This window comes from Saccharothrix sp. S26 (assembly GCF_021390395.1).
Classification (GTDB): Bacteria; Actinomycetota; Actinomycetes; order Mycobacteriales; family Pseudonocardiaceae; genus Actinosynnema.
Genome location: NZ_JAJUWT010000004.1, coordinates 97,215 through 119,187, shown reverse-complemented (window position 1 = coordinate 119,187; position 21,973 = coordinate 97,215). Strand labels below are relative to the sequence as shown.

General features: G+C 73.1%; 20 protein-coding genes. 12 read left to right on the top strand and 8 right to left on the bottom strand.

Annotation, left to right across the window (positions count from 1 at the left end):
* Positions 1-68: 68 nt before the first annotated feature.
* Positions 69-923: a PP2C family serine/threonine-protein phosphatase gene (locus tag LZG04_RS07675; protein WP_233814665.1), complete on the bottom strand. Its 855-nt coding sequence runs from the start codon at positions 921-923 to the stop codon at positions 69-71.
* A gap of 177 nt (positions 924-1,100) precedes the next feature.
* Between LZG04_RS07675 and LZG04_RS07670 the strand changes: the two genes are divergently transcribed.
* Complete coding sequence (locus LZG04_RS07670) at positions 1,101-2,405, top strand: Dyp-type peroxidase (protein WP_233814663.1); 1,305 nt, start codon at positions 1,101-1,103, stop codon at positions 2,403-2,405.
* On the opposite strand, the gene LZG04_RS07665 is transcribed toward LZG04_RS07670, so the two are convergent.
* From LZG04_RS07665 to LZG04_RS07655, 3 genes are read right to left on the bottom strand one after another with little or no spacing between them, the layout of a single operon-like run.
* Entirely contained in the window at positions 2,402-3,235 is an 834-nt protein-coding gene (locus LZG04_RS07665) for a sugar phosphate isomerase/epimerase (RefSeq protein WP_233814661.1), read from the bottom strand. The genes LZG04_RS07670 and LZG04_RS07665 overlap by 4 nt on opposite strands.
* The gene (locus tag LZG04_RS07660) at positions 3,232-4,350 is read right to left on the bottom strand and encodes a dihydrodipicolinate synthase family protein (protein ID WP_233814659.1); all 1,119 of its coding nucleotides are present in this window, start codon (positions 4,348-4,350) and stop codon (positions 3,232-3,234) included. The genes LZG04_RS07665 and LZG04_RS07660 overlap by 4 nt, the downstream gene beginning before the upstream one ends.
* Positions 4,347-5,486, bottom strand: a complete 1,140-nt coding sequence (locus LZG04_RS07655) for a Gfo/Idh/MocA family protein (protein WP_233814658.1) — start codon at positions 5,484-5,486, stop codon at positions 4,347-4,349. Before LZG04_RS07655 ends, LZG04_RS07660 begins: the two co-directional genes overlap by 4 nt.
* A 120-nt stretch (positions 5,487-5,606) precedes the next feature.
* On the opposite strand from LZG04_RS07655, the gene LZG04_RS07650 reads away from it, so the two are divergent.
* The 4 genes from LZG04_RS07650 (at position 5,607) to LZG04_RS07635 (ending at position 9,637) form a co-directional block, all read left to right on the top strand.
* Complete coding sequence (locus tag LZG04_RS07650) at positions 5,607-6,647, top strand: LacI family DNA-binding transcriptional regulator (RefSeq protein ID WP_233814655.1); 1,041 nt, start codon at positions 5,607-5,609, stop codon at positions 6,645-6,647.
* Between the two features lie 151 nt (positions 6,648-6,798).
* A complete protein-coding gene (locus LZG04_RS07645) occupies positions 6,799-8,124 on the top strand; it encodes a hemolysin family protein (RefSeq protein WP_233814653.1) in 1,326 nt (441 codons plus the stop codon).
* A complete protein-coding gene (locus LZG04_RS07640; protein WP_233814651.1) occupies positions 8,121-9,155 on the top strand; it encodes a hemolysin family protein in 1,035 nt (344 codons plus the stop codon). Before LZG04_RS07645 ends, LZG04_RS07640 begins: the two co-directional genes overlap by 4 nt.
* A 38-nt stretch (positions 9,156-9,193) precedes the next feature.
* On the top strand, positions 9,194-9,637 hold the full coding sequence (locus LZG04_RS07635) for a nuclear transport factor 2 family protein (protein WP_233814649.1): 444 nt from the start codon (positions 9,194-9,196) through the stop codon (positions 9,635-9,637).
* Here LZG04_RS07635 and LZG04_RS07630 read toward each other — a convergent pair.
* A complete protein-coding gene (locus LZG04_RS07630; RefSeq protein ID WP_233814647.1) occupies positions 9,606-10,268 on the bottom strand; it encodes an LmbU family transcriptional regulator in 663 nt (220 codons plus the stop codon). The two genes, LZG04_RS07635 and LZG04_RS07630, sit on opposite strands and share 32 nt — an antisense overlap.
* Before the next feature lie 156 nt (positions 10,269-10,424).
* Between LZG04_RS07630 and LZG04_RS07625 the strand changes: the two genes are divergently transcribed.
* From LZG04_RS07625 to LZG04_RS07615, 3 genes are read left to right on the top strand one after another with little or no spacing between them, the layout of a single operon-like run.
* Positions 10,425-10,994, top strand: coding sequence for an RNA polymerase sigma factor (locus LZG04_RS07625; RefSeq protein WP_233814645.1), 570 nt, complete (start codon positions 10,425-10,427; stop codon positions 10,992-10,994).
* On the top strand, positions 10,987-11,907 hold the full coding sequence (locus LZG04_RS07620; RefSeq protein ID WP_233814643.1) for a CU044_5270 family protein: 921 nt from the start codon (positions 10,987-10,989) through the stop codon (positions 11,905-11,907). Before LZG04_RS07625 ends, LZG04_RS07620 begins: the two co-directional genes overlap by 8 nt.
* Positions 11,908-11,965: 58 nt before the next feature.
* Positions 11,966-12,238, top strand: coding sequence for a hypothetical protein (locus LZG04_RS07615; RefSeq protein WP_233814641.1), 273 nt, complete (start codon positions 11,966-11,968; stop codon positions 12,236-12,238).
* 99 nt (positions 12,239-12,337) lie between these two features.
* On the opposite strand, the gene LZG04_RS07610 is transcribed toward LZG04_RS07615, so the two are convergent.
* Positions 12,338-13,582 (bottom strand): MFS transporter, encoded by a 1,245-nt coding sequence (locus LZG04_RS07610; RefSeq protein WP_233814639.1) that lies wholly within the window; start codon positions 13,580-13,582, stop codon positions 12,338-12,340.
* Between the two features lie 59 nt (positions 13,583-13,641).
* On the opposite strand from LZG04_RS07610, the gene LZG04_RS07605 reads away from it, so the two are divergent.
* From LZG04_RS07605 to LZG04_RS07595, 3 genes are all read left to right on the top strand, one after another.
* Complete coding sequence (locus tag LZG04_RS07605; RefSeq protein ID WP_233814637.1) at positions 13,642-14,538, top strand: DUF5937 family protein; 897 nt, start codon at positions 13,642-13,644, stop codon at positions 14,536-14,538.
* A 6-nt stretch (positions 14,539-14,544) separates the two neighbouring features.
* Positions 14,545-15,486 (top strand): 3-methyladenine DNA glycosylase, encoded by a 942-nt coding sequence (locus tag LZG04_RS07600; RefSeq protein WP_233814620.1) that lies wholly within the window; start codon positions 14,545-14,547, stop codon positions 15,484-15,486.
* Positions 15,487-15,584: 98 nt separating this feature from the next.
* A complete protein-coding gene (locus LZG04_RS07595; protein WP_233814618.1) occupies positions 15,585-17,366 on the top strand; it encodes a substrate-binding domain-containing protein in 1,782 nt (593 codons plus the stop codon).
* A 127-nt stretch (positions 17,367-17,493) separates the two neighbouring features.
* Here the strand turns inward: LZG04_RS07595 and LZG04_RS07590 are convergent, their stop codons facing one another.
* Positions 17,494-18,456: a YafY family protein gene (locus LZG04_RS07590; protein WP_233814616.1), complete on the bottom strand. Its 963-nt coding sequence runs from the start codon at positions 18,454-18,456 to the stop codon at positions 17,494-17,496.
* A 54-nt stretch (positions 18,457-18,510) separates the two neighbouring features.
* Between LZG04_RS07590 and LZG04_RS07585 the strand changes: the two genes are divergently transcribed.
* Positions 18,511-18,912 carry a DUF3224 domain-containing protein gene (locus LZG04_RS07585; protein WP_233814614.1) on the top strand — a complete coding sequence of 134 codons (402 nt, stop codon included), beginning with the start codon at positions 18,511-18,513 and terminating at the stop codon, positions 18,910-18,912.
* 80 nt (positions 18,913-18,992) lie between these two features.
* On the opposite strand, the gene gcvP is transcribed toward LZG04_RS07585, so the two are convergent.
* Positions 18,993-21,881, bottom strand: coding sequence for an aminomethyl-transferring glycine dehydrogenase (gcvP, locus tag LZG04_RS07580; protein ID WP_233814612.1), 2,889 nt, complete (start codon positions 21,879-21,881; stop codon positions 18,993-18,995).
* Between the last annotated feature and the right edge of the window lie 92 nt (positions 21,882-21,973).

Genomic DNA, 21,973 nt, shown 5'->3' with positions numbered 1-21,973 from the left:
ACCCGAGCCCTCGCCGGAGAACGCGAACCCGGGCCGGGCGGCGTGGTGACGGCACGCCGCCCGGCACCTCAGGCGACTACTTCCGCGGTACCTTCGGCAACTCCTGCGTCGGGCTCTCGTCCGCCGGCGGGTTCTGCGGATCCTGCGGGTCCTTCCGGTCGGTGTTGCTCATCGTCGCTCCTCTCCTGCATCGGACGGGTGGTCGCAGGGCGGTCGGGGTGGGGGATGACCAGGACCGTGACGTCGTCACGGCTGCCGTGCGCCCGTGCCGCGACGACCAGTTCCTCCGCGCACCGCTGCGGGTCGTGGCCGTGCGCGCCCAGCAGGCGCTCGAACTCGTCGTGGGGCAGCTTGAGCCCGTCGGACGCGAGGACCAGCAGGTCGGCGACCGCCTCGAAGCCCTCGACGCCGTAGAGCGGGACGCGGCCCAGGTTGTGCCGCAGCTTGTGGTCGTGCGCGGCGGCCTCGGTCTCGGCCACGCCTTGTTGCCGCAGCTCCTCGCCGAGGGTGTGCGGGGTGGTGAAGCGGCGCACGGTGCCGTCGTCCTTGAGGCCGTAGGCGGAGCTGTCGCCGGCGTAGGCGATGCGCCAGTAGCCGCCTTCCCGCACCGACGCCACGACGATCGCGCCGTTGGGGCCCACCTCGTCGTCGTGGTCGGCGTAGGCCGCCGCGGCGGCGACGACCCCGAGCACCGGTGTCTGCCGGGCAGCCACGCGGGCGGCGACGGACGCGGCGACGCGGGCGAAGTCGGCGACCTCCGGTGTCGAGCCGGTCCCGTCCACCACCGCGGCGGCGAACGTGCCGCGGTGGAGGTGGTGGGCGCAGGCGTCGGCGTTGAGCGGGCGGCTGGGGCCTTGAGAGGTCGCCGCTCCCACGCGGACGCGCGCCGAGGGCGCCGCCGGGTGGTTGGTTGGCGTGGTCATGCAAGGCATCCTCTCGCGGCGACGAACCGCTTCGGGCGTGAAGATAAGGCCGGACGGCGCGCGGACCAGGCGGAACCACCCTTCGGACCCACGCGGATCACACGGTCGGGCGATTCCAACGCAGAGCGACGTATCCGACGCCCACCGTGACGCTCCTGTGAGTGGAGGAGGTGAGCGATGACCGACCTGCTGCACCCGCGCGGGCGGAGGTGGGAGGCACGGCCGCCGTTGCGCGGGTCGCACGAGATCCAGGGCAACGTGCTGGCCGGGTTCAACAAGGACCACCAGCTGTTCCGGTTCCTCCGCTTCACCGACGAGAAGTCGGCGCGCACCTGGCTGGCCGCCATGCTCGGGCACGTCGGGACCACCGCCGACGTCGAGGACTTCAACGAGGTCTTCTCGCTGGGCCGCACGCTGTTCGGCGGCGACCCGGCCGGGCTGAAGGCCACCTGGGCGACCGTGTCGCTGACGCCCGAGGCGCTGGTCGAGCTGAGCATCAACCCCGACGCGACGCGCGAGGACCTCCGCGAGCACTTCCCGCACACCGCCGAGCAGGCCGCGCGGGCCAACGGCGACACCGACCACTCCGCGCCCGAGCACTGGCTGTTCGGCCGCGCGCACCAGCACGTCCACGCCGTCGTCACGGTCGCCTCCGACGACCCGGACCGCCTCGACACCACCGCGCGCAACCTCGACGTGCTCGACACCCTCCTCGGTGTCACGATGGTCCACGAGCAGCCCGCGGCCACGCTTCCGGGTGAAAATCGCGGCCGTGAGCACTTCGGTTACAAGGACGGCGTCTCGCAGCCCGGTGTGCGCGGCTTCCACCACGAGGACCCCGACCGGCCGGGTCACCGCGCGGGCAGGCCGGGGTCGCCGCTGGTGAACGCGGGCGAGTTCGTGTTCGGCCACCCGACCGAGTCGCCCCGCCCGGACGCCGCCGCGTGGCTGGCCGACGGCTCGATCCAGGTGGTCCGCCGCCTCACCCAGGACGTCGAGGGCTGGCACGACGCCGTCGAACGGCACGGGCTGGGCCCGCGGCTGATCGGCAGGCACCCCGACGGCCGCCCGCTGGCCGCCGCCCGGGGCGAGGACTTCGACTACTCCGACGACCCGACCGGCGCGATCACGCCGTGCCCGGCGCACATTCGCAAGACCAACCCGCGCGCGTTCGCGCACCGGACGCCCCGGCAGCACCGCATCCTGCGCCGGGGCATCCCGTTCGGCCCGGCCGACGACGGCGACGGCGAGCGCGGCCTGGTGTTCGTGGCCCACTGCACGTCGTTGGCGGAGCAGTTCGAGTTCATCCAGCAGACCCGCGCGCGCAACCCGGACTTCGTGCCGGGCGAGCGCGGCGCGCCCACCGGTGTCGACCCCGTCATCGGCGGCCGGTTCGTGCGCACCACCGGCGCGCTGTACGCGCTGACGCCGTCGGTGAGCACGTTGCGGCTGCTCGCCGCGGGCCGGGAACTGCCCCGCTAAGGGGTGACGGGGAGCCGGTCGTGGCCGCCGTCCACGACCGGCTCCCACCCCGTCGCGTGCCGCCGCACCAGCTCCGCCGCGACCTCGTCGAACGGCCGCGACCACACCTCCTCGTTGAACACCTCGACCTCGACGTGCCCGTCGTACCCGGTCGCGGCGACCAGCGAGGTCAGCCCGACCAGGTCGATGTGGCCGTCACCGGGCAGCCCGCGGCCCAGCAGCACGTCGGCGGGCAGCGGCGTGACCCAGTCGCACACCTGGTAGGAGTGGATGCGCGGACCGGCCCGCCGCACGTCGGCCGCCAACGCCGGGTCCCACCAGACGTGCAGGGCGTCCACGACGACCCCGACCACGGTCTCCGGGTACGGCGAGGCCAGCTCCAACGCCTGGCCCAACGTCGACACCACACCGCGGTCGGCGCAGAACATCGGGTGCATCGGCTCCAGCGCCAACCGCACCCCGGCGGCCTCCGCGTAGGGGGCCAGCACCTCCAACGCCGACGCGACGCGCCCCCGTGCGGCCACGAGATCCCGGTCCGGCACGCCACCCGGCACCAGCACCAGGCACCGCGCGCCCAGCGCGGCGGTCTCGTCGATGGCCCGCCGGTTGTCGTCCAGCCGCTGGTCGTGCCCGGTGAAGAACCCGCCCCGGCACAGCGACGACACCTCCAGCCCGGCCGACGCGACCAGCGCCGCGGTCCGCTCCAGCCCGTACTCGGCCACCGGGTCGCGCCACAGCCCGACCGCGCCGATCCCGGTGCGCACGCACGCGTCGACCACCTCGGGCACGGACGCCCGCTTCACCGTGGCCTGGTTCAACGACAGCTTCACGTCAGCACGTCCAGCAGTCGTCCCCACCGCCGGGCCGCGAGCTCCGGGTCGGGCAGCAGCCCGGCCAGGTCCGCCAACCGCAGCGCCTCGCCGAGGTGCACCACGTCCCGGGCCGACTGCATCCCGCCGACCATGCCGAACGCTTCCTGGAACCCGCCCAGCCACGCCAGGAACACCACGCCGGTCTTGTAGTGGTAGGTGGGCGCGCCGAAGATGTGCCGCGACAACGCGACCGTCGGCTCCAGCACCTCGTCGTAGCGGGCCCGGTCGCCCGCGTCGAGCGCGCGCAACGCGGTGGAGGCGGCCGGCGCGATGGCGTCGAAGATGCCCAGCAACGCGTCGCTGTGCCCGTCCGGGTCGCCCGCGATCAGCTCCGGGTAGTGGAAGTCGTCGCCGGTGTAGCACCGCACGCCGGCCGGCAGCGCCCGCCGCAACCCCACTTCGTGCGAGGCGTCCAGCAGCGACACCTTCACGCCGTCGACCTTGTCCGGGTAGGCGTTGATCAGGTCCAGGAAGTGCCCGGTGGCGGTCGGGACGTCCGAGGAGCCCCAGTAGCCCTCCAGCGCCGGGTCGAACGCCGTGCCCAGCCAGTGCAGGACCACCGGCTGGTCGACCTCCTCCAGCAGCGCCCCGTACACCTTCTGGTAGTCCTCGGGGCCGCGCGCCCGCGCCGCCAGCTTGCGGCTGCACATCAGGATCGGCTGCGCGCCGGCCTCGACGACGGCCGCCAACTGCTCCCGGTACGCCGTCAACGGGTCCGCGGTGTCGTGGTCGGTGCCGACGCCCGCGGCCAGCCTCCCGGTCGCGATCGCCGCGCTGCGCCGGATCAGCTCCAGTGCGGTGGGCCAGTCCAGGCCCATGCCGCGCTGCGCGGTGTCCATGGCCTCGGCGACGCCGAAACCGTGCTCCCACAACCGCACCCGGTACGCCAGCGTGGCGTCCCAGTCCAGCACCGCGGGCGCGCCGGGGGCGTTGCCCCCGAACGGGTCCGCCACCACGTGCGCCGCGGCGAACGCCACCCGCGACTGGAACGGTCCGACGTCCCAGGTCTTCGGCTGGGACAGCGCGTGCTCGCGGAACGTGCCGTCCGGACGCGGCAACGACACCGACGTCATGCCGGCACCTCGATCCGCCGGCCGGTGGCCGAGGACTCCAGGCCCAGCGCGGCCAACCGCACCGTGCGCACCCCGGAGTGGAAGTCGTGCGGGAACGGCGCGTCGACGGCGACGTGCCTGAGGAACTCCTCCCACTGCACCATGAACCCGTTGTCGAACACCTCGTTGTCCGGCACCTCCTGCCACAGCGACCGGAAGTCGATCGACTGCGGCACGTCCGGGTCCCACACCGGCTTCGGCGTGATCGCCCGCGACTGCACCTTGCAGTTGCGCAGCCCGGCCACCGCGCTGCCGTGCGTGCCGTCCACGTGGAACTCGACCAGCTCGTCGCGGTTGACCCGGGTCGCCCACGAGGAGTTCACCTGCGCCACCACGCCGCCCGCCATCTCGAAGATCGCGTAAGCCGCGTCGTCAGCCGTCGCCGCGTAAGGCGCGCCGTTCTCGTCCCACCGCGTGGGGATGTGCGTGACGGCACGCGCGGTCACCGCCTCCACCGGGCCGAGCAGCCCTTCGAGCAGGTAGCTCCAGTGGCAGAACATGTCCACGACGATCCCGCCGCCGTCCTCGGCGCGGTAGTTCCACGAGGGCCGCTGCGCGCTCTGCCAGTCGCCCTCGAACACCCAGTAGCCGAACTCGCCGCGCACCGAGAGCACCCGGCCGAAGAACCCGCCGTCCAGCAGGCGCTTGAGCTTGCGGATGCCGGGCAGGTAGAGCTTGTCGGCCACCACGCCGTGCTTCACGCCCGCCGCGTCGGCGTGCCGCGCCAGCGCCAGCACCTCCTCGGGGGTGGCCGCCACCGGCTTCTCGCTGTAGACGTGCTTGCCCGCGTCGATCGCCGCGGTGAGCGAGGCGGCGTGCGCCGAGGTGACCTGGCCCTCGAAGTAGACCGACACGTCCGGGTCGCCCAGCGCCGCGTCGAGGTCGGTCGTCCAGCGCGGCAGGTCGTGCCGCTCGGCGATCTCCTTCAGCTTCGCGGCGTTGCGGCCGACCAGCAGCGGCTCGGGGACCAGCACGTCGTCACCGAGCCGGATCCCGCCGCGCTCGCGGAGGGCCAGGATCGACCGGACGAGGTGCTGCCGGTACCCCATCCGCCCCGTGACCCCGTTCAACGCGACGCCGATCGTGCGCACCGCCATGCGTACACCCCGCTCAAGTCCGTGGAAAGCGCTTTCCAACACGCTACGGTCGGCTCGTCGCGGACGTCAACCTCCCGGCGAGCTAGTCTCGCCGCACCAAGGGACGCGAAGGAGGCGGCGTTGACGTCGCGGCAGGTCACGCTGGCGGAGGTGGCGAAGGAAGCGGGCGTCTCGCTCGCCACCGCGTCACGCGTGCTCAACGGCAGCACCCGGCAGGTCAGCGAGGAGCTGCGGGAACGGGTGCTCGGCACCGCGCGCCGGCTCGGCTACCTGCCCAACGCCTCCGCCCAGGCGCTGGCCCGCAACTCCAGCGTGCTGGTGGGCCTGGTCGTGCACGACATCGCCGACCCCTACTTCTCCAGCATCGCCGCCGGTGTGACGAGGATCGCCGAGGACGCGGGGCTGGTCGTGGTGCTCGGCACCACCGGCCGCGACCCGCGCCGCGAGGTGGAGCTGGTCAACACCCTGCGCGCGCACCGCGCCCGCGCCCTGGTGATCGCGGGCAGCCGCACCACCGACCGGTCGGCGTCACGGCACCTCGCCGAGGAGATCACCGCGTTCACCGCCCAGGGCGGCCGGGTGGCGTGCGTCTCCCAGGCCAAGCTCGGCACGGACACCGTGGTGCCCGCGAACCGGTCCGGCGCCCGCGCCCTGGCCCGCCGGCTCGCCGCGCTCGGCCACCGCCGCTTCGCCGTGCTGGCCGGCCCGCCGGACCTGCTGGTGGCGCGCGACCGGCTGGCCGGGTTCCGGGCGGGCCTGGCCGACGAGGGCATCGACCTGCCCCACGCCAACGTCATCACCAGCGGGTTCACCCGCGACGGCGGGCACGCGGCCGTGGCCGACCTGGTCGCCGCGCGCACCGGCGCGACCTGCGTGTTCGCCGTGAACGACGTGATGGCGCTCGGCGCGATGGCGGGCCTGCGCGAGCACGGGCTGCGCGTGCCGGAGGACGTCTCGGTGGCCGGGTTCGACGACATCCCCACCCTGCGCGACCTGGTGCCGGCGCTGAGCACGGTCCGGCTGCCGCTGGAGGAGATGGGCGAGCGGGCGGCCCGGCTGGTGCTCGACGACGTGGTGGCCGCGCCGCGCACGGTCCGGGTGGCGGGCGAGGTGGTGCTGCGGGCGTCCACTTCGCCGCCCAGCGGTACCGGACTGCGCTGACCGGCCGTTACGCTCTATTCTGGACACCGTTCGACCACCCCTCGCGAGGAGTGATCCCTTCCGTGCGCGACGCGCAGTCCTCGGGCGGCAGTACCGAGCCGGGTCCGATACCCGGCTGCCGGCCCCGCCCGGCCCACCCCCGGTGGGCCCGATGACCATCCTGCTCAGCCTGTTCGGCCTCGCCGCCGTGGTGGTGCTCACCATCGGCACGTTCATCGCGGTGGCCGCCGAGTTCTCGCTGACCGCCCTGGAACGCAGCACCGTCGAGGCGCACGTCGCCCAAGTCGGTGACGCCAAGGCCCGGACCGTGGAGAAGGCCCACCGGTCGCTGTCCTTCCAGCTCTCCGGCTCCCAGCTGGCCATCACCATCACCACGCTGATCACCGGCTACATCGCCGAACCGGCCATCGCCGAGCTGATCTCGCCCGCCCTCACCGGCGTGGGCGTGCCCGCCTCGGTGGCCGGGCCGATCGCGTTGACCCTGGCGCTGGCGCTGGCCACGTCGCTGTCGATGGTGTTCGGCGAGCTGGTGCCCAAGAACCTGGCGATCGCCAAGCCGCTGGAGACCGCGCGGGCCGTCGCCGGCGTGCAGGCCGGGTTCTCCGCCGTGTTCAAGTGGCTGATCACCTGCCTCAACGGCACCGCGAACTGGCTGGTCCGCAGGCTCGGCGTGGAGCCCGCGGAGGAGCTGGCCTCGGCCCGCTCGCCGCAGGAGCTGGGCGCGCTGATCCGCTCCAGCGCCGAACAGGGCACCCTCGACCCGAGCACGGCGACCCTGCTGGACCGCTCGCTGCGGTTCGGCGACCGCACGGCGGAGGAGCTGATGACGCCCCGCGTGCGCGTGGAGTCGCTGCGCTCGGACGCCACCGTGCTCGACCTGGTCGCCAAGGCGCGCGAGACCGGGTTCTCCCGCTTCCCCGTCTACACCGGCGACCTGGACGAGGTGCGCGGCATCGTGCACGTCAAGCAGGCGTTCGGGGTGCCGCGCTCGCAGCGCGCGACGACGCCGGTGTCGGCGCTGACCAGGCCGGTGCAGACGGTGCCCGCCACGCTGGAGGGCGACGCGCTGCTGGATCGGCTGCGCGCCTCGGGCCTGCAGACCGCGCTGGTCGTGGACGAGTACGGCGGCACCGCGGGCCTGGTCACGCTGGAGGACCTGGTCGAGGAGATCGTCGGCGACGTGCGCGACGAGCACGACCGGCGGGAGACCTCGCCGGTGCGGCGGCTGGGCGGCGAGGCGTGGCTGGTGTCGGGCCTGCTGCGCGACGACGAGATCGCCGAGGCGACCGGGTTCCGGATGCCGGAGGGTGACTACGAGACCGTGGCCGGCCTGGTGCTGGCCCGGCTGGGCCGCATCCCCGACGCCGGTGACGAGATCCGGGTGGACGACTGGCGGATCACCGTGGTGCAGATGGACCGCCACCGGGTGGCCGAGCTGCGGGTGGCCCGGGTCGAGGAGTCGGGGGTGACGCGGTGATCGCGCTGGTGGTCGTGCTGCTCCTGGCGGGCAACGCCTTCTTCGTCGGTGCCGAGTTCGCCATCATCACCGCCCGGCGCGACCGGCTGGAGGCGCTGTCCGAGCAGGGCAGCAGCCGGGCCCGCACGGTGATCAAGGCGGGCCGCGAGCTGCCGTTGCTGATCGCGGGCGCGCAGCTCGGCATCACGCTGTGCTCGCTGGGGCTGGGCGCGCTGGGCGAGCCCGCGGTGGCGACGCTGCTGGAGGCCCCGTTCCACGGCGTCGGCATCCCGGACGCGGTGCGCCACGGCGTGGCGTTCGCGCTGGCGCTGATCATCGTCGTGGCGCTGCACACCGTGCTGGGCGAGATGGTGCCGAAGAACCTGGCCATCGCCGGTCCCGAGCGCACCGCGCTGCTCCTGGTGCCCACGCACTACTGGTTCTGCCGGCTGGTCGCGCCGCTGCTGCGCGGGTTCACCGTGGTGTCGACGGCGGTGCTCAAGCTCGTGGGCGTGACGCCGAGGGACGAGCTGGAGTCCGCCTACACCCGCGACGAGCTGGCCCTGCTGATCGGCCAGTCCCGGCAGGAGGGCCTGCTGGAGGACTCCGAGCACCGCCGGCTGACCCAGACGCTGTCGTCGGCGGAACGGACCGTCGCCGACGTGCTGGTCCCGCTGGACCGGATCACGTCCGTGCCCGCGCGGCCCACCATGGAACAGGTCGAGGCCGCCGTGTCGGCCACCGGCTTCTCCCGGTTCCCGGTGCGCGAGGACGACCGGCTGATCGGCTACCTGCACGTCAAGGACGTGCTGGACCTGGCCGACGCCGACCCGTCCACGCGGGTGCCGCCGAGCCGGGTGCGCGGCCTGCCGCGGGTGCCGGTGGACGCGAGCCTGGACGACGCGGTGGCCTCCCTGCGGCGCTCGCAGAGCCACCTGGCGCAGGCGGTGACGGCCGACGGCGTCGTGCGCGGCCTCGTGGCGCTGGAGGACCTGGTCGAGGAGTACGTCGGCACGGTCCGCGACGGCACGCACGTGCGGCGCGAGCTGTGAAGGGTGGCTTCGCCACCCCGACGACCTGGAGTCGTGCCGTGATCAACGAGATCGTCGACGTGACCACGCGGATGACGTGGTTCGCCGACCGCCGCGACTGGGACGCCCTGCTCACCGTGTTCGCCGACGAGGTGGACCTCGACTACACCAGCCTCACCGGCGGCGAGCCGGCCCGGCTCAAGGCCGCCGACATCGTCGCCGGGTGGCGTGCCGGGCTCGGCGGCCTGGACGCCACGCAGCACCTGGTGTCCAACCACCTCGTCGACGTCGACGGCGACCGGGCCGTGGTGACCGCCCAGTTCCAGGCCGTGCACGTGCCGGCGAACCCGCACGGCGACCCGACCTGGACCCTGGGCGGCCACTACCGCTTCGGCCTCGTGCGCACCGACGCCGGCTGGCGCATCGACGCGGTCACCATGACCACGACGTGGGCCACGGGCAATCAGCACATCATGACGCCGGCCGCACAGCGGGCAGGCTGACGTACTCCGGCTCGGCGGGCCCCTCCTCCAGAGGCGGCACGCTGACCAGCTCCAGGTCCCGGTCGGCGGCGCGGTCGAGGGCCGCCACGATCCACGCCTCGAAGTCGGCGTTGGCGGCCATCGCGGCCCGCCGCCACCGGTCCACCGACTCGCCGGCCGCGCTGACCCTCGGCATCACCGCGCGCAACGACTTCGAGCCGGGGTCGCGGCTCTCCCGCAACGCCCGCCTCAGCGCCGTGCGCGACCAGCCCTCCTGCTCCGCGCGGTCCAGCCACTGGTCCTGCTCGGCCGGCGGCAGCGCCGCCACCTCCGCGTGGTGCTGGAACGGCAGCCCGGCACGCCGCCGTGACGGCTCGAACTTGCGCGCGATCCACGCGTAGTTGCGCAACGTCTGGTAGTCGAGCCCCACAGCTTCGACCGCCCGCCGGTACCTGCCGGTGTACTTGTCCTGGCCGTAGACGAGCCAGTCCCCCAGGTACCACGCCGACGAGCTGGCGATGCGCGAGATCCGCTGCCCCGCCTGCTCCCAGGACTCGAACGTGACGTCCCGCGGGAAAGCCAACCCCACCGGCGTGGTGAGGATCCGGCCTTCGACCGCACCGCCGGGACGACGGCGCGGCACTGCGTTCACCTTGTCCACTTGCTCCCCCTGATCGCTTCGTGCCTCCTTGCTACCCCAGGCCCCCTCACACACCGGTCAACTTCCGCTCACACCGTGAACCCGATCGGCCCCGACGGCGGACAAAAGGTGACCGCCCTTCACCGGGAACCAGCCGGAAAGGCCACCATGACACCCACCGACGCCGAGATCATCGACAGGTCGCGGCACCAGCCCGACGCGTTCGCGGCGATCTTCGACCGGCACGCGCCGCACATCTGGCGGTACCTCGCGCGCAGGCTCGGCGCCCAGGTCGCGGACGACCTCGTCGCCGACACGTTCCTCACCGCGTTCGACAAGCGGCAGCGCTACGACCGGGCCCGACCGGACGCCCGGCCGTGGCTGTACGGCATCGCCACGAACCTCGTCGCCCGACACCGCAGGCAGGAGGCACGCCGCTACCGCACCACCCCGGCCGACACCTCCGAACTGGACCACGCCGACCGCGTGGCCGCCGAGGTGACGGCGCGGGCCACCCGCTCGCTGCTCACCGGCGCGCTGGGCGGCCTGTCGCCCGAGGACCGGGACGTGCTGCTGCTCGTGGCGTGGGAACAGCTCAGCTACGAGGAGGTCGCCGCCGCCCTGGCGATCCCCGTCGGCACGGTCCGCTCCCGCCTGCACCGGGCCCGGCGCAAGGTCAGGGAGGCGTTGGGCGGCCAGAACCCCACCGAGGTCGAGGAGTTGCTGAACAATGGATGACCTGCACCTGCTGCGCGAACTGGGCGACGAGACGCCCCTGCCCGACCAGGCGTCCCTGGCACCGGCCCGCGCCGCGTTCGTCGCCGGCCTCACCCGGTCCCGCCCGCGCAAGCGCCGCACCCTGGCCGCCGCCTCCGCGATCGGCCTGGCCGCCGCCGTCGCCGCCACCATCACCCTGGTGCCGACCACCCAACCGGCCCCGGGCGGCCAGGCGATCAGCGCCACCACCACCTCGTCCGCGACCCCGGTCGAACCGGTGACCGACGCCGTCCGCCTGCTGACCTTCGCCGCCGAGACGGCCCGCGCCGACCCGTCCGCCCCACCGCGCCCGGACCAGTTCGTCTACACCCGCAGCACCGCGCCCGGCGGCGCGGAACGGGAGATCTGGCTGTCGGTGGACGGCACCCGCGACGGGGTGCTGAAGAACCCCGAACCACCCGAACCGATCCGCCTCGCCGGCTGCGTCAACGGACAGCGGGACGTGTTCAAGGACCCCGCGGTCGTGCTCGGCACCGAACCCTGCGACCCGCGCCCCGCCTACCGCTCCGACCTGCCCACCGACGTCGACGCCATGCTGGCCTACCTCGACGCCAACGCCAGCGGCGCACCGGGCAGCGTCAACGCGCGCGGCAAGGACATCCTGAGCCTGATCAACGAGTACCTGCTCCCACCCCTGTCCAGGGCGGCCCTCTACGAGGCCGCCACCCGCATCCCGGGCCTGTCCGTGGTCCAGGACGCCCGTGACGCGGCCGGCCGGCCGGGCGTGGGCATCACCTGGCCCGTCCCCGAGGGCTCGCCGAAGGCCCAGCCCGTCGTGATCGTGTTCGACGCGCAGACCTACGACCTGCTCGGCACCAACTTCCACGCCATCACCGAGCAGTCCGTCGTGGACCAAGCGGGCCAACGCCCCTGACCGACCCGGGTGGGACCGGACGGCACGAGCCCGGTCCCACCCGACTACGGTTGGTCACGTGGACCCGCGTGACGATGACGACGACGAAGACGACTTCGACCCCGAAGAGGACGAGGACGGCTTCGACGACGATGACGTCGAGGACGAGGACGACCTGTTCGGCGTGACCTCGGACCCTCGCACCATCTGCCACCTGTGCGGCGGGGCGGGCTTCATCGCCAACCCGACCTCCGCCGTGATCGGCGGCCAGCCCCGAACCGTCGACAACGGCCGCGAGTGCCCCCACTGCACCGGCGCCCGCAAATTCCCGGGCCTGATCCCCCCTCTTTGACGACGGGCCCCCACACCGCCTCGCCTTCAGCTCCGGGAGGTCGGCGGGATGACACGAACCCCGACCCACGCGGGAACGCGGCGTCACCGCCGAACCCCGTCATCCTGCTGATCTACTCGTCCGGCGAGGCTCTTCATCTCCCCTCCCCACCACCACCAGCTCCGCCTCCCTGAACGCTTTCGGCGACAACCCCAACCACGCCGTCACCAACGCCCCGACCTGGATCACCGTCGCCATCACCCACACCGCCCGCAACCCGAACCCCGCCGCCACGAACCCACCGGCCAACGCACCCAACGGCGTCAACCCCCACGCCAACGCCCGGTGGCTGGTGAGCACCCGCCCCAGCAACCCGGCCGGCGTGAACCGCTGCCGGCTGGACTGCGAGCACACGTTCCACACCATCACGGTCGCCGACTGCGCGAACATCACCACCGCGACCGCCCACGCCCACGGCGGCAGCACCGCGAACAGCGCGATGGTCACCACCATCCCGACCTGCGACAACCGCATGCACCACGCGTAACCGAACCGGTCCACCACCCGTCCGACCACGAACGACGACACCACCCACCCGGCCGCCATCGCCGCCAGCATCACGCCGTACCCGACCGACCCCAGCCCCAGCAGCTCCTTGACGTACAGCACGAACATCGCCATCGTGGCGGCCGCCGCGAACGACCCGAGCCCCACCGCCACCGTGATCGACAGCAGCAACCGCGTCCGGACCAGGAACCGCAGCCCTTCCGCGATGTCGCGCAACGGGTGCTTGGCCGACGGCGTCACGGGAGCCGAACGCACGCCCCTCACCAGCGCCAACGCCACCACAGCGGCCGCGACCGCCAGCCACGCGGGCATCCCGAGGCCGAACGCCACCAGGAAACCGGCCACCGGCGGCACCACGAACTGCACCACGCCCCGGTCGATCACCAGCATCCGCGTGTTGGCCGCGGGCAACCGGCTCGGCTCCACCACCTCCGCCACCAACGCGCCCGTCGCGCCGTCGCCGAGCACCTGCGCCGAGGTCACCACGAACGCCAGCACCACCAGCAACGGCAGGCTCACCGCGTCCGCCAGGCCCGCCACCGCGAGCGTCAGCGCCGCGCACGCCTGCACCGCGTACGCCGACGCCAGCACGGCGCTGCGCCGCACCCGGTCGATCAGCACACCGGCGAACAGCGAGAACACCAGCCACGGCGCCTGACCCACCACGTTGACCAGCGACAACTGCCGCGGATCGGACGTGATCGTGGCCGCGATCCACGGCAACACCGACAACATCAGGCCTTCGGCCACCGAACCGGACACCGCGACGGCCTGAAGCCGCACCCACCCCCTGGACATGGTCCACACCTTGCCAACCCGCACTGGCACCGAGGGACGTTTTAGCGTGGAGTGAACCCATGGCTCTCCGCTTCGCCGTCTCCCCCCTCTGGGAGACGATCGCGGCCCTGCGCGTGCTGGCCGCGCCGGGCCTGTCGCCGGTGCACCAGCGCTGGATCTCCTGGGCCGAGAAACGCCTGCTCGACCTGGGTAGCGACCACTCGCCGCTGCACCACCTCGTCACCCGACCGGTCGTGCCGGAGTTCCTCATCCCCACCCCGGGCGTGCGGTCCGAACGCGTCGAGGTCGAGATCGACGCTATCGCCAAGGCCACCCCGGAGCGGATCGCCGCGGCCGTGGCGGACCCCCGGCTCCTCGCCGACCCGACCACCGTCACCGCCATGCAGGACCGGCTGCGCGCCGTCCACGACGCGATCATCGCGCCGGTCTGGCCACGCCTGGAGGGCGTGCTCCAAGACGACGTCGAACGGCGCGGACGGCGGCTGGTCGAAGCCGGCGGCCCCACCGTCCTGGCCGAACTGCACCCCGACGTGTCGTTCCACAGCCCGCGCCTGACCGTGGCCGACCGCACCGTCGAGATCGGCGAGCGCGACCTGGTCCTCGTGCCGTCGGCGTTCACCTGGCCGCACGCCTACCTGCGCGACAGCCCCGTCCGCCTGGCGCTGTGCTACCCCGCGCACGGCTTCGGCTCCCTCTGGGAACGGTCCGACGCGCCCACCCACGGCGCGCTGGCCCGCCTGGTCGGCCGCACCCGCGCCCGGCTGCTGTGCGAGCTGGAACGCCCCAGCACGGTCACCGAACTGGCCACCCGGCTCGGCGTCACGGTCGGCGCGGTGTCCCAGCACCTGGGCGTGCTGCGGGCGGCCGGCCTCGCGGTCAGCCACCGCGAAGGCCGGGAGCTGGTGTCGTTGCGCACCGGGCTCGGGTTGGCCCTGGTCCGGGGCGAAGTACCCTGATACCTCGTGGGGGTCGTGTTGTCCGAAGCCGAGTGGACCGCTCGGCGTGACGCGCACGCGGACCGGGTCCGCCGGTGGACCGGCCCGCACCACGAGCGCAAGGCCGCCGGCCGCAAGCACCCCGTGCTGGACTTCCTCTTCTCCTACTACTCGCACCGCCCGTCACGCCTGGAGCGCTGGCACCCCGGCCCCGGCGTCGTGCTCGAGGGCGACGCGGCGCTGGCCTACCTCAAGTGGCCCGTCTACCGGCGCACCGCCGAGGGCGTGGCGCTCGACGTCGAGGCGTTCGCGCGCGAGCGGGCCAACACGATCGCGTTCGCCGGGCGGCTGCTCGCCGCGACCGCGGGCCGCGCGCCCCGGCTGGGCTGCTTCGGGTTGCACGAGTGGGCGATGGTCTACCGGCAGCGGCCGGACCAGGTGCGGCACAACGCGTGGCCGTTGCGGCTGGGCAGCGACGGCACCGACCGGGTGGTGGAGTCGCAGCGGGTGCAGTGCGGGCACTTCGACGCGTTCCGCTTCTTCACCCCGCAGGCACGGCCGCGCAACGCGCTCCAGCCGACCCGCGAAACCCAGGTCGAGCTCGAACAGCCGGGCTGTCTGCACGCGAACATGGACCTGTTCAAGTGGGCTTACAAGCTGGACCCGGCGACGCCGTCCGAGCTGGTCGCCGACTGCTTCGAACTGGCCGTGCGGGTCCGTGAGCTGGACATGCGGGCCAGCCCGTACGACCTGGCCGACCTCGGCTACGAGCCGGTGCGGATCGAGACCGCCGAGGGCCGCGCCGAGTACGTGCGGCAGCAGAGCGCGTTCGCCCAGGCCGCCGCCCCGCTGAGAGCCCGGCTCATCGACCTGACCCGCACCCTGTCCTCGGCACCCACCTCCTCCACCACCACCACCGCCTCCTCCACCACCGTCGAACCCACCTCCGCACCCGTCGCCGCTCGATGACCTGGAGTAACTTCACCCGATCCGCAGACGTCACCTGTTAGCGTGACGCCGGTCGGGATTCGCCAGCCGTATCCGGTCGGACGCTGAGAGGGAAGACGATGTCTCGACACCGCGCGCTGCGGACGAAGGTGCGGCGCGGCATCGCGACGTGGCCCGTGGCCATCGTCGGCCTGGTCGTCCTCCTCGTGCTCGGGTGGCTCGGCTGGAGCTGGGTCGGCGGCCTGGTGGAACGCCGTGCCGCGGCCCAGGCCGGCGACTGCAACGAAGGTGACGCGCTGCTGCGGATCGCGTCGACGCCCAGCGTCGCCGAGGCCGTCAAGCAGGTCGCCGAGGCGTGGAGCGAGCAGCGTCCCGTCGTCTACGACCACTGCATCCAGATCGAGGTCCAGTCGATCGACTCCGAAGTCGTGCTGGAAGGTCTCACGCAGGGCTGGGACACCGCCGAGATCGGCGAGCGCCCGCACGCCTGGGTCACCGACTCGATGCTGTGGGCCAACCGGCTCGGCGCGCAGAACGCCGCCCTGCTCGGCGGCGTCCCCGAGTCGGTCGCCACCAGCCCGGTGCTGCTCGCCCTGCACCAGGACCCGGCGCAGGCGGTGCAGTCGGGGTCCGGGTTCCGCTGGACCGACCTGCCGGACCTGGCCGGCGCGCCGGACGGCTGGGCGCGCTTCGGCCACCCCGAGTGGGGCCGGTTCACCGTCGCCATGCCCGACCCGGCGACGAACGCGGCGTCCGCGATGGCCATGCAGTCGGCGCTGGCCGGCGCGAGCCCCGAGGGCAAGGGGCCCGTCACCGTCGAGATGCTGGCGCTGGAGCCGGTGCGGAACACGATGAGCAGGCTGTCGTCGTCCAAGCCCGAGCAGACGCCCGCGACCACGTGGGAGGCGATGAAGCTGCTCGCCGACGACACCGCGGTCAACGCGGCCGGGTTCAGCGCGGTGCCGGTGTTCGAGGTGGACCTGTACCGGCACAACACCGGCAAGGACAGCGGCACGCCGCCGTCGCAGCCCCTGTACGGGATCGCGGCGGGCGGGCCGACGCCGATCGCGGACTTCCCGTTCGTGCCGCTGGCGGGCGACTGGGTCGGTGAGGCGCAGGTGCGCGCGGCGCAGGCGTTCCGGGACTTCCTGCGCGAGCCGGACCAGCAGAAGATCCTGGCGGGCGCGGGCCTGCGGGTCGAGGCCACGACCGAGCGGCCCAAGCCGTCGCCCGGCATCCGGTGGGCCGCTGTCACGGACACGCTCACGCCGGCCGACGCGAACACCACCCAGCAGATCTCGGCCGCGTGGGCGACCGCGGGCAACGGCCAGGTCGTGACCGTGCTGGTGGACACGTCGAAGTCGATGGAGGAACCGGGCGGCGAGGGCCGCAGCCGGATCGACTGGGTGAAGCAGGCGCTGTCGGGGCAGGTCAACCGGTCGGTGTCGGGGTCGTTGGGGCTGTGGGAGTTCTCCCGGGAGCTCGACGGCGACAAGCCGTACCGGCAACTCGTCCCCACCGGCCCGGTCGCCGCGCAACGGCAGGCGCTGCTGGACGGCGTGGCCGCGCTCCAGCCGCGCAGCGCGACCCAGCTCTACACCAGCGTGCTCGCGCTGTACGAGCGGATGCTGACCGGTTACCAGGACGGCAAGCGCAACCGGATCGTGGTGCTGACCGACGGCGTGAACGACGGCGGCCTGTCGTTCGCGGAGCTGACGTCACGGCTCGCTTCGCTCAAGCAGCCGGGCAGGGACATCGCCATCAGCGTCATCGCGATCGGACCGGACCCGGAACGCGCGCCGCTGTCGGAACTGGCCCGGTCCACCGGCGGCACCCTGTCCGTGGTCGAGGACGGCCGCGGCGTGGACGCCGCCCTGGGTCAGCTCTTGTCGGCCGACTGAGGGACGGCTCGGCCCGAACCCGCCCAAGCCGAACGGAGCCGAGCCGAACCGAGCCCGCCCGAGCCGAACTGAGCCGAGCCGAACCACCCAGCCCGAACCGAACCAGCCCGAGCCGAGTCGAGCCGGGTCACCCGCGCCCGTACACGGCGGCCGTCGCCGTGATCCGGTCGACCACCCGTTCCCGCAGCTCCGGCGGCTCCAGCACCTCCACCTCCGGCCCGAGGCGCAGCAGGTCGACCAGAGCGTGCTCCAGCGACTCGACCGGCACCCGCACCGTCGTCCACTCGCCCTCCGGCTCGACGTCCCGCAACTCGCGCGCCGCGACCAGGCCCAACAGCACGCGGGCGCTGCGCAGCCCGTTCGGCGTCATCCGGACCGTCACGCGCATCGGGTACAGGCGCTGCTCGAACCGCTCCGACCAGCCCGCCCAGTACTCCACCAGGTCGAACCCCTCCGGCCGGTCGAACGACTCGTCCAGCGCGGTCAGCTCCAGCACCCGTGACACCCGGTACGTGCGCAGGTCGTCCGTGCGGGCCACGAGGTACCAGGTGCCCGCCTTGAGCACGAGCCCCAGCGGCTCCACGGTCCGCTCCACCTCGACCTGCGCCCACCGCACGTACCGGATCCGCAGCCGCCGCTGCTGCCACACCGCCTCCGCGATCTCGGCCACGTGCGGCGTGCCCTCGTTGCCGCGGAACCAGCCGGGCGCGTCGAGGTGGAACCTCTCCCGGATCCGCGCCGCCCGCGACCGCAGCTCCGGCGGCAGGGCGGCGAGCACCTTGAGCTGCGCCGCCGCCACCACCGCACCCAGCCCCAGCTCCGCCGCCGGGCCCGGCAGTCCCGCGAGGAACAGCGAGTCGGCCTCCTCCGTGGTCAGCCCGGTGAGCCGGGTGCGGTACCCGTCGACGAGCTGGTAGCCGCCCGCCGGCCCGCGGTCGGCGTACACGGGGACGCCGGACGCGCCCAGCGCCTCCACGTCCCGGTAGACCGTGCGGACCGAGACCTCCAACTCGTCCGCCAACTGCTGCGCCGTCATCCGGCCGCGCGACTGGAGCAGGAGGAGCAACGACAACAACCGACTCGCACGCATGCGGCCCATCTTTCCTGACACGACCTGTCAGGTAAGCCCGGCAGGCTCCTCCCCATGAGCACCGCACACGCGAACGCAGAGATGAAGAGCTGGGACGAGCACACCTGGGACGGCAAGCGCTACGACGAGGTGACCGGCCCGAAGCAGACCGTGGGCGGCATGACCACCGCCTACACCGGAGACCTGGACGCCACGGGCGACCTGCGGTTCGTCATGTCCTACTCGGACGACGACTCCTGCGTCACCACGGGCTACGAGGTCGTCACGGGCACTCTGAACGGCCGCGAGGGCAGCTTCGTCCTGCACCACACGGGCGACTTCCACGACGGCGTCGCGTCCTCCACCTTCACCGTCACCTCGGCCACCGGCGACCTCGCGGGCCTGACCGGCACGGGCCGCATCACCTGGCCGCAGGGCGAACCTGGCCGGTTCGAACTGGACCACGACCTGCGCTGACCGTCGAGCAACTCCCAGGCTGCCCGACCCGCACGACGGCGGGCCGCCCGGTCAAAGGGCGGCCCGCCGTGCACGTGAAATCAGCCGCCGTAGGCCGAGACCGGCGGGCAGGAGCAGACCAGGTTGCGGTCGCCCTTGGCGCCGTCGATGCGGCGCACCGGGGGCCAGATCTTCGGCGCGGCCGTGCCCGCCGGGAACACCGCCACCTCGCGGCTGTACGGGTGGTTCCACTCGGTCGCGATGGAGGCGGCCGTGTGCGGGGCGTTGCGCAGCGGGTTGTCGTCCACCGGCCACTCGCCCGAGCCGACGCGGTCGATCTCGTGCTTGATCGCGATCATCGCGTCGATGAACCGGTCGATCTCGGCGAGGTCCTCGCTCTCGGTCGGCTCCACCATGAGCGTGCCCGCCACCGGGAACGACATGGTCGGCGCGTGCAGGCCGTAGTCGGCCAGCCGCTTCGCCACGTCGTCCACGGTCACGCCGGTCGCCTTCGTGATCGGCCGCAGGTCGAGGATGCACTCGTGGGCCACGAACCCGCCCTCGCCGGTGTAGAGCACGGGGAAGTGCTCGTCCAGCCGCCGCGCCACGTAGTTCGCCGCCGCCACCGCGGTCAGCGTCGCCCGCCGCAACCCGTCCGCGCCCATCATCCGCACGTACGCCCACGAGATCGGCAGGATCGACGCCGAACCCCACGGCGCGGCGCTGATCGGGCCGACCCCGGTCGCCGGGCCCGCCGCCGGCTGCAACGGGTGGTTCGGCAGGAACGGCGCGAGGTGCGACCGCACGCCGATCGGACCGACGCCCGGACCGCCGCCGCCGTGCGGGATGCAGAACGTCTTGTGCAGGTTCAGGTGCGACACGTCCGAACCGAACTTGCCGTACTGGGCCAGCCCGATGAGCGCGTTGAGGTTCGCGCCGTCCACGTACACCTGGCCACCGGCGTCGTGCACCAGCCCGCACACCTCGCGCACGGTGTCCTCGTACACGCCGTGCGTCGACGGGTACGTGATCATGATGGCGGCCAGGTCGTCCCGGTGCGCGTCGATCGTCGAGCGCAGGTGGTCGATGTCCACGTTGCCGTGGTCGTCGCACTTGACCACCACGACCCGCATCCCGGCCATCACGGCGGACGCGGCGTTGGTGCCGTGCGCGCTGGACGGGATCAGGCACACGTCGCGGTGGTCGTCGCCGTTGGCCCGGTGGTAGGCGCGGATCGCCAGCAGGCCCGCGAACTCGCCCTGGCTGCCCGCGTTCGGCTGCAACGACACCGCGTCGTACCCGGTCACCTCGGCCAGCCACCGCTCCAGGTCGGTGACGATGCTCAGCAGCCCCTCGGCGTCCGACGCGGGCGCGAACGGGTGCAGGTCGGCGAACTCCGGCCACGTGATGGGTTCCATCTCGGCCGTGGCGTTGAGCTTCATCGTGCACGAGCCCAGCGGGATCATGCTGCGGTCCAGCGCGACGTCCTTGTCCGACAACGACCGCAGGTAGCGCAGCAGCGCGGTCTCGGAGCGGTGCGCGTGGAACACCGGGTGGGTCAGGTAGTCGCTGGTGCGGCGCAGGTCGGCGGGGATGCCGTCGGCGGTGTCGGCGTCCAGGCCGTCCACGTCGGCGACGGTCACGCCGAACGCCTTCCAGACCAGCTCCAGGTGCTCGCGCGTGGTGGTCTCGTCGCACGCGATGGACACCACGTCGTCGTCGACCTGCCACAGGTTCACGCCCAGGTCGCGCGCGGCGGAGACGACGGCGGCGGCACGTCCCTCGACGCGGGCCCGCACGGTGTCGAAGAACTCGCCGTGCACGATCTCGACGCCGCCCTCCAGCAGGCCGGCGGCCAGCACGGTCGCCATCCGGTGGGCGCGGGTCGCGATCGCCTTGAGGCCCTCCGGCCCGTGGTACACCGCGTACATCGAGGCGATCACCGCCAGCAGGACCTGCGCGGTGCAGATGTTGCTGGTCGCCTTCTCCCGGCGGATGTGCTGCTCACGCGTCTGGAGCGCGAGGCGGTAGGCGAGCGAGCCGTCCGCGTCCACGGACACGCCGACCAGCCGGCCGGGCAGCTGCCGCTCCAGGCCCTGGCGCACGGCCATGTACCCGGCGTGCGGCCCGCCGAACCCGATCGGCACGCCGAACCGCTGCGTGGTGCCGATGACGACGTCCGCGCCGATCTCGCCGGGCGGGCGCAGCAGCGTCAACGCCAGCAGGTCGGCGGCGACCACGGCCTGCGCACCCGCCTTGTGGATCTCCTCGATCACCGACGCGTGGTCGCGCACCACGCCGGACGCGCCGGGGTAGGACAGCAGCACGCCGAAGAAGTCGCCGCCCAGGCCGAGCCCCTCGATGCCCTGGGAGAGGTCGGCGGTGACGATCTCGATGCCCAGCGGCTCGGCGCGGGTCTCGATGACGGCCAACGTCTGCGGCAGCGTGTCGGCGTCCACCACGAACTTGTCCGACTTCGACCGGCCCGCGCGGCGGACCAGCGTCATCGCCTCGGCGGCGGCCGTGGACTCGTCCAGCATCGAGGCGTTGGCCAGCGGCAGACCGGTCAGGTCGGCGACCATCGTCTGGAAGTTCAGCAGGGCCTCGAGCCGGCCCTGGGAGATCTCCGGCTGGTAGGGCGTGTACGCGGTGTACCAGGCGGGGCTCTCCAGCACGTTGCGGCGGATCACCGGAGGGGTGGTCGTGCCGTAGTAGCCCAGCCCGATCATCTGCGTCATCGGGCGGTTGCGCGCGGCCAGGGCGCGCAGCTCGGCCAGCGCCTCGGTCTCGGTGGCCGGAGCGGGCAGGTCCAGCACCAGGTCGCGCTCGCGGATCGACTCGGGGACGGCGTGCTGCGCCAGTTCCTCCAGGGAGCCGACACCGATCACGTCGAGGATGCGGGCCAGCTCCGCGGGCCGCGGGCCCACGTGCCGGTCGGCGAACGGGGTGCCGTGCTCGAGTGCGGCGAGGGGGATGCGGTCCTGCGTCATCGGTGCTGGCCTCCAGGGCTCCGGACAGACTTCTGCCGTTGCCCTCCCCCTCTGTCTTCTGCCCGACGTCGGGCGCCTGAGAGCTTCACCCG

Excerpts from the sequence above, each read along its gene's own strand:
- LZG04_RS07675 (WP_233814665.1), bottom strand. The coding sequence starts at position 923 with ATGACCACGCCAACCAACCACCCGGCGGCGCCCTCGGCGCGCGTCCGC.
- LZG04_RS07670 (WP_233814663.1), top strand. The coding sequence starts at position 1,101 with ATGACCGACCTGCTGCACCCGCGCGGGCGGAGGTGGGAGGCACGGCCG.
- LZG04_RS07660 (WP_233814659.1), bottom strand. The coding sequence starts at position 4,350 with ATGACGTCGGTGTCGTTGCCGCGTCCGGACGGCACGTTCCGCGAGCAC.
- LZG04_RS07655 (WP_233814658.1), bottom strand. The coding sequence starts at position 5,486 with ATGGCGGTGCGCACGATCGGCGTCGCGTTGAACGGGGTCACGGGGCGG.
- LZG04_RS07645 (WP_233814653.1), top strand. The coding sequence starts at position 6,799 with ATGACCATCCTGCTCAGCCTGTTCGGCCTCGCCGCCGTGGTGGTGCTC.
- LZG04_RS07625 (WP_233814645.1), top strand. The coding sequence starts at position 10,425 with ATGACACCCACCGACGCCGAGATCATCGACAGGTCGCGGCACCAGCCC.
- LZG04_RS07620 (WP_233814643.1), top strand. The coding sequence starts at position 10,987 with ATGGATGACCTGCACCTGCTGCGCGAACTGGGCGACGAGACGCCCCTG.
- LZG04_RS07610 (WP_233814639.1), bottom strand. The coding sequence starts at position 13,582 with ATGTCCAGGGGGTGGGTGCGGCTTCAGGCCGTCGCGGTGTCCGGTTCG.
- LZG04_RS07605 (WP_233814637.1), top strand. The coding sequence starts at position 13,642 with ATGGCTCTCCGCTTCGCCGTCTCCCCCCTCTGGGAGACGATCGCGGCC.
- LZG04_RS07595 (WP_233814618.1), top strand. The coding sequence starts at position 15,585 with ATGTCTCGACACCGCGCGCTGCGGACGAAGGTGCGGCGCGGCATCGCG.
- LZG04_RS07590 (WP_233814616.1), bottom strand. The coding sequence starts at position 18,456 with ATGCGTGCGAGTCGGTTGTTGTCGTTGCTCCTCCTGCTCCAGTCGCGC.
- LZG04_RS07585 (WP_233814614.1), top strand. The coding sequence starts at position 18,511 with ATGAGCACCGCACACGCGAACGCAGAGATGAAGAGCTGGGACGAGCAC.
- gcvP (WP_233814612.1), bottom strand. The coding sequence starts at position 21,881 with ATGACGCAGGACCGCATCCCCCTCGCCGCACTCGAGCACGGCACCCCG.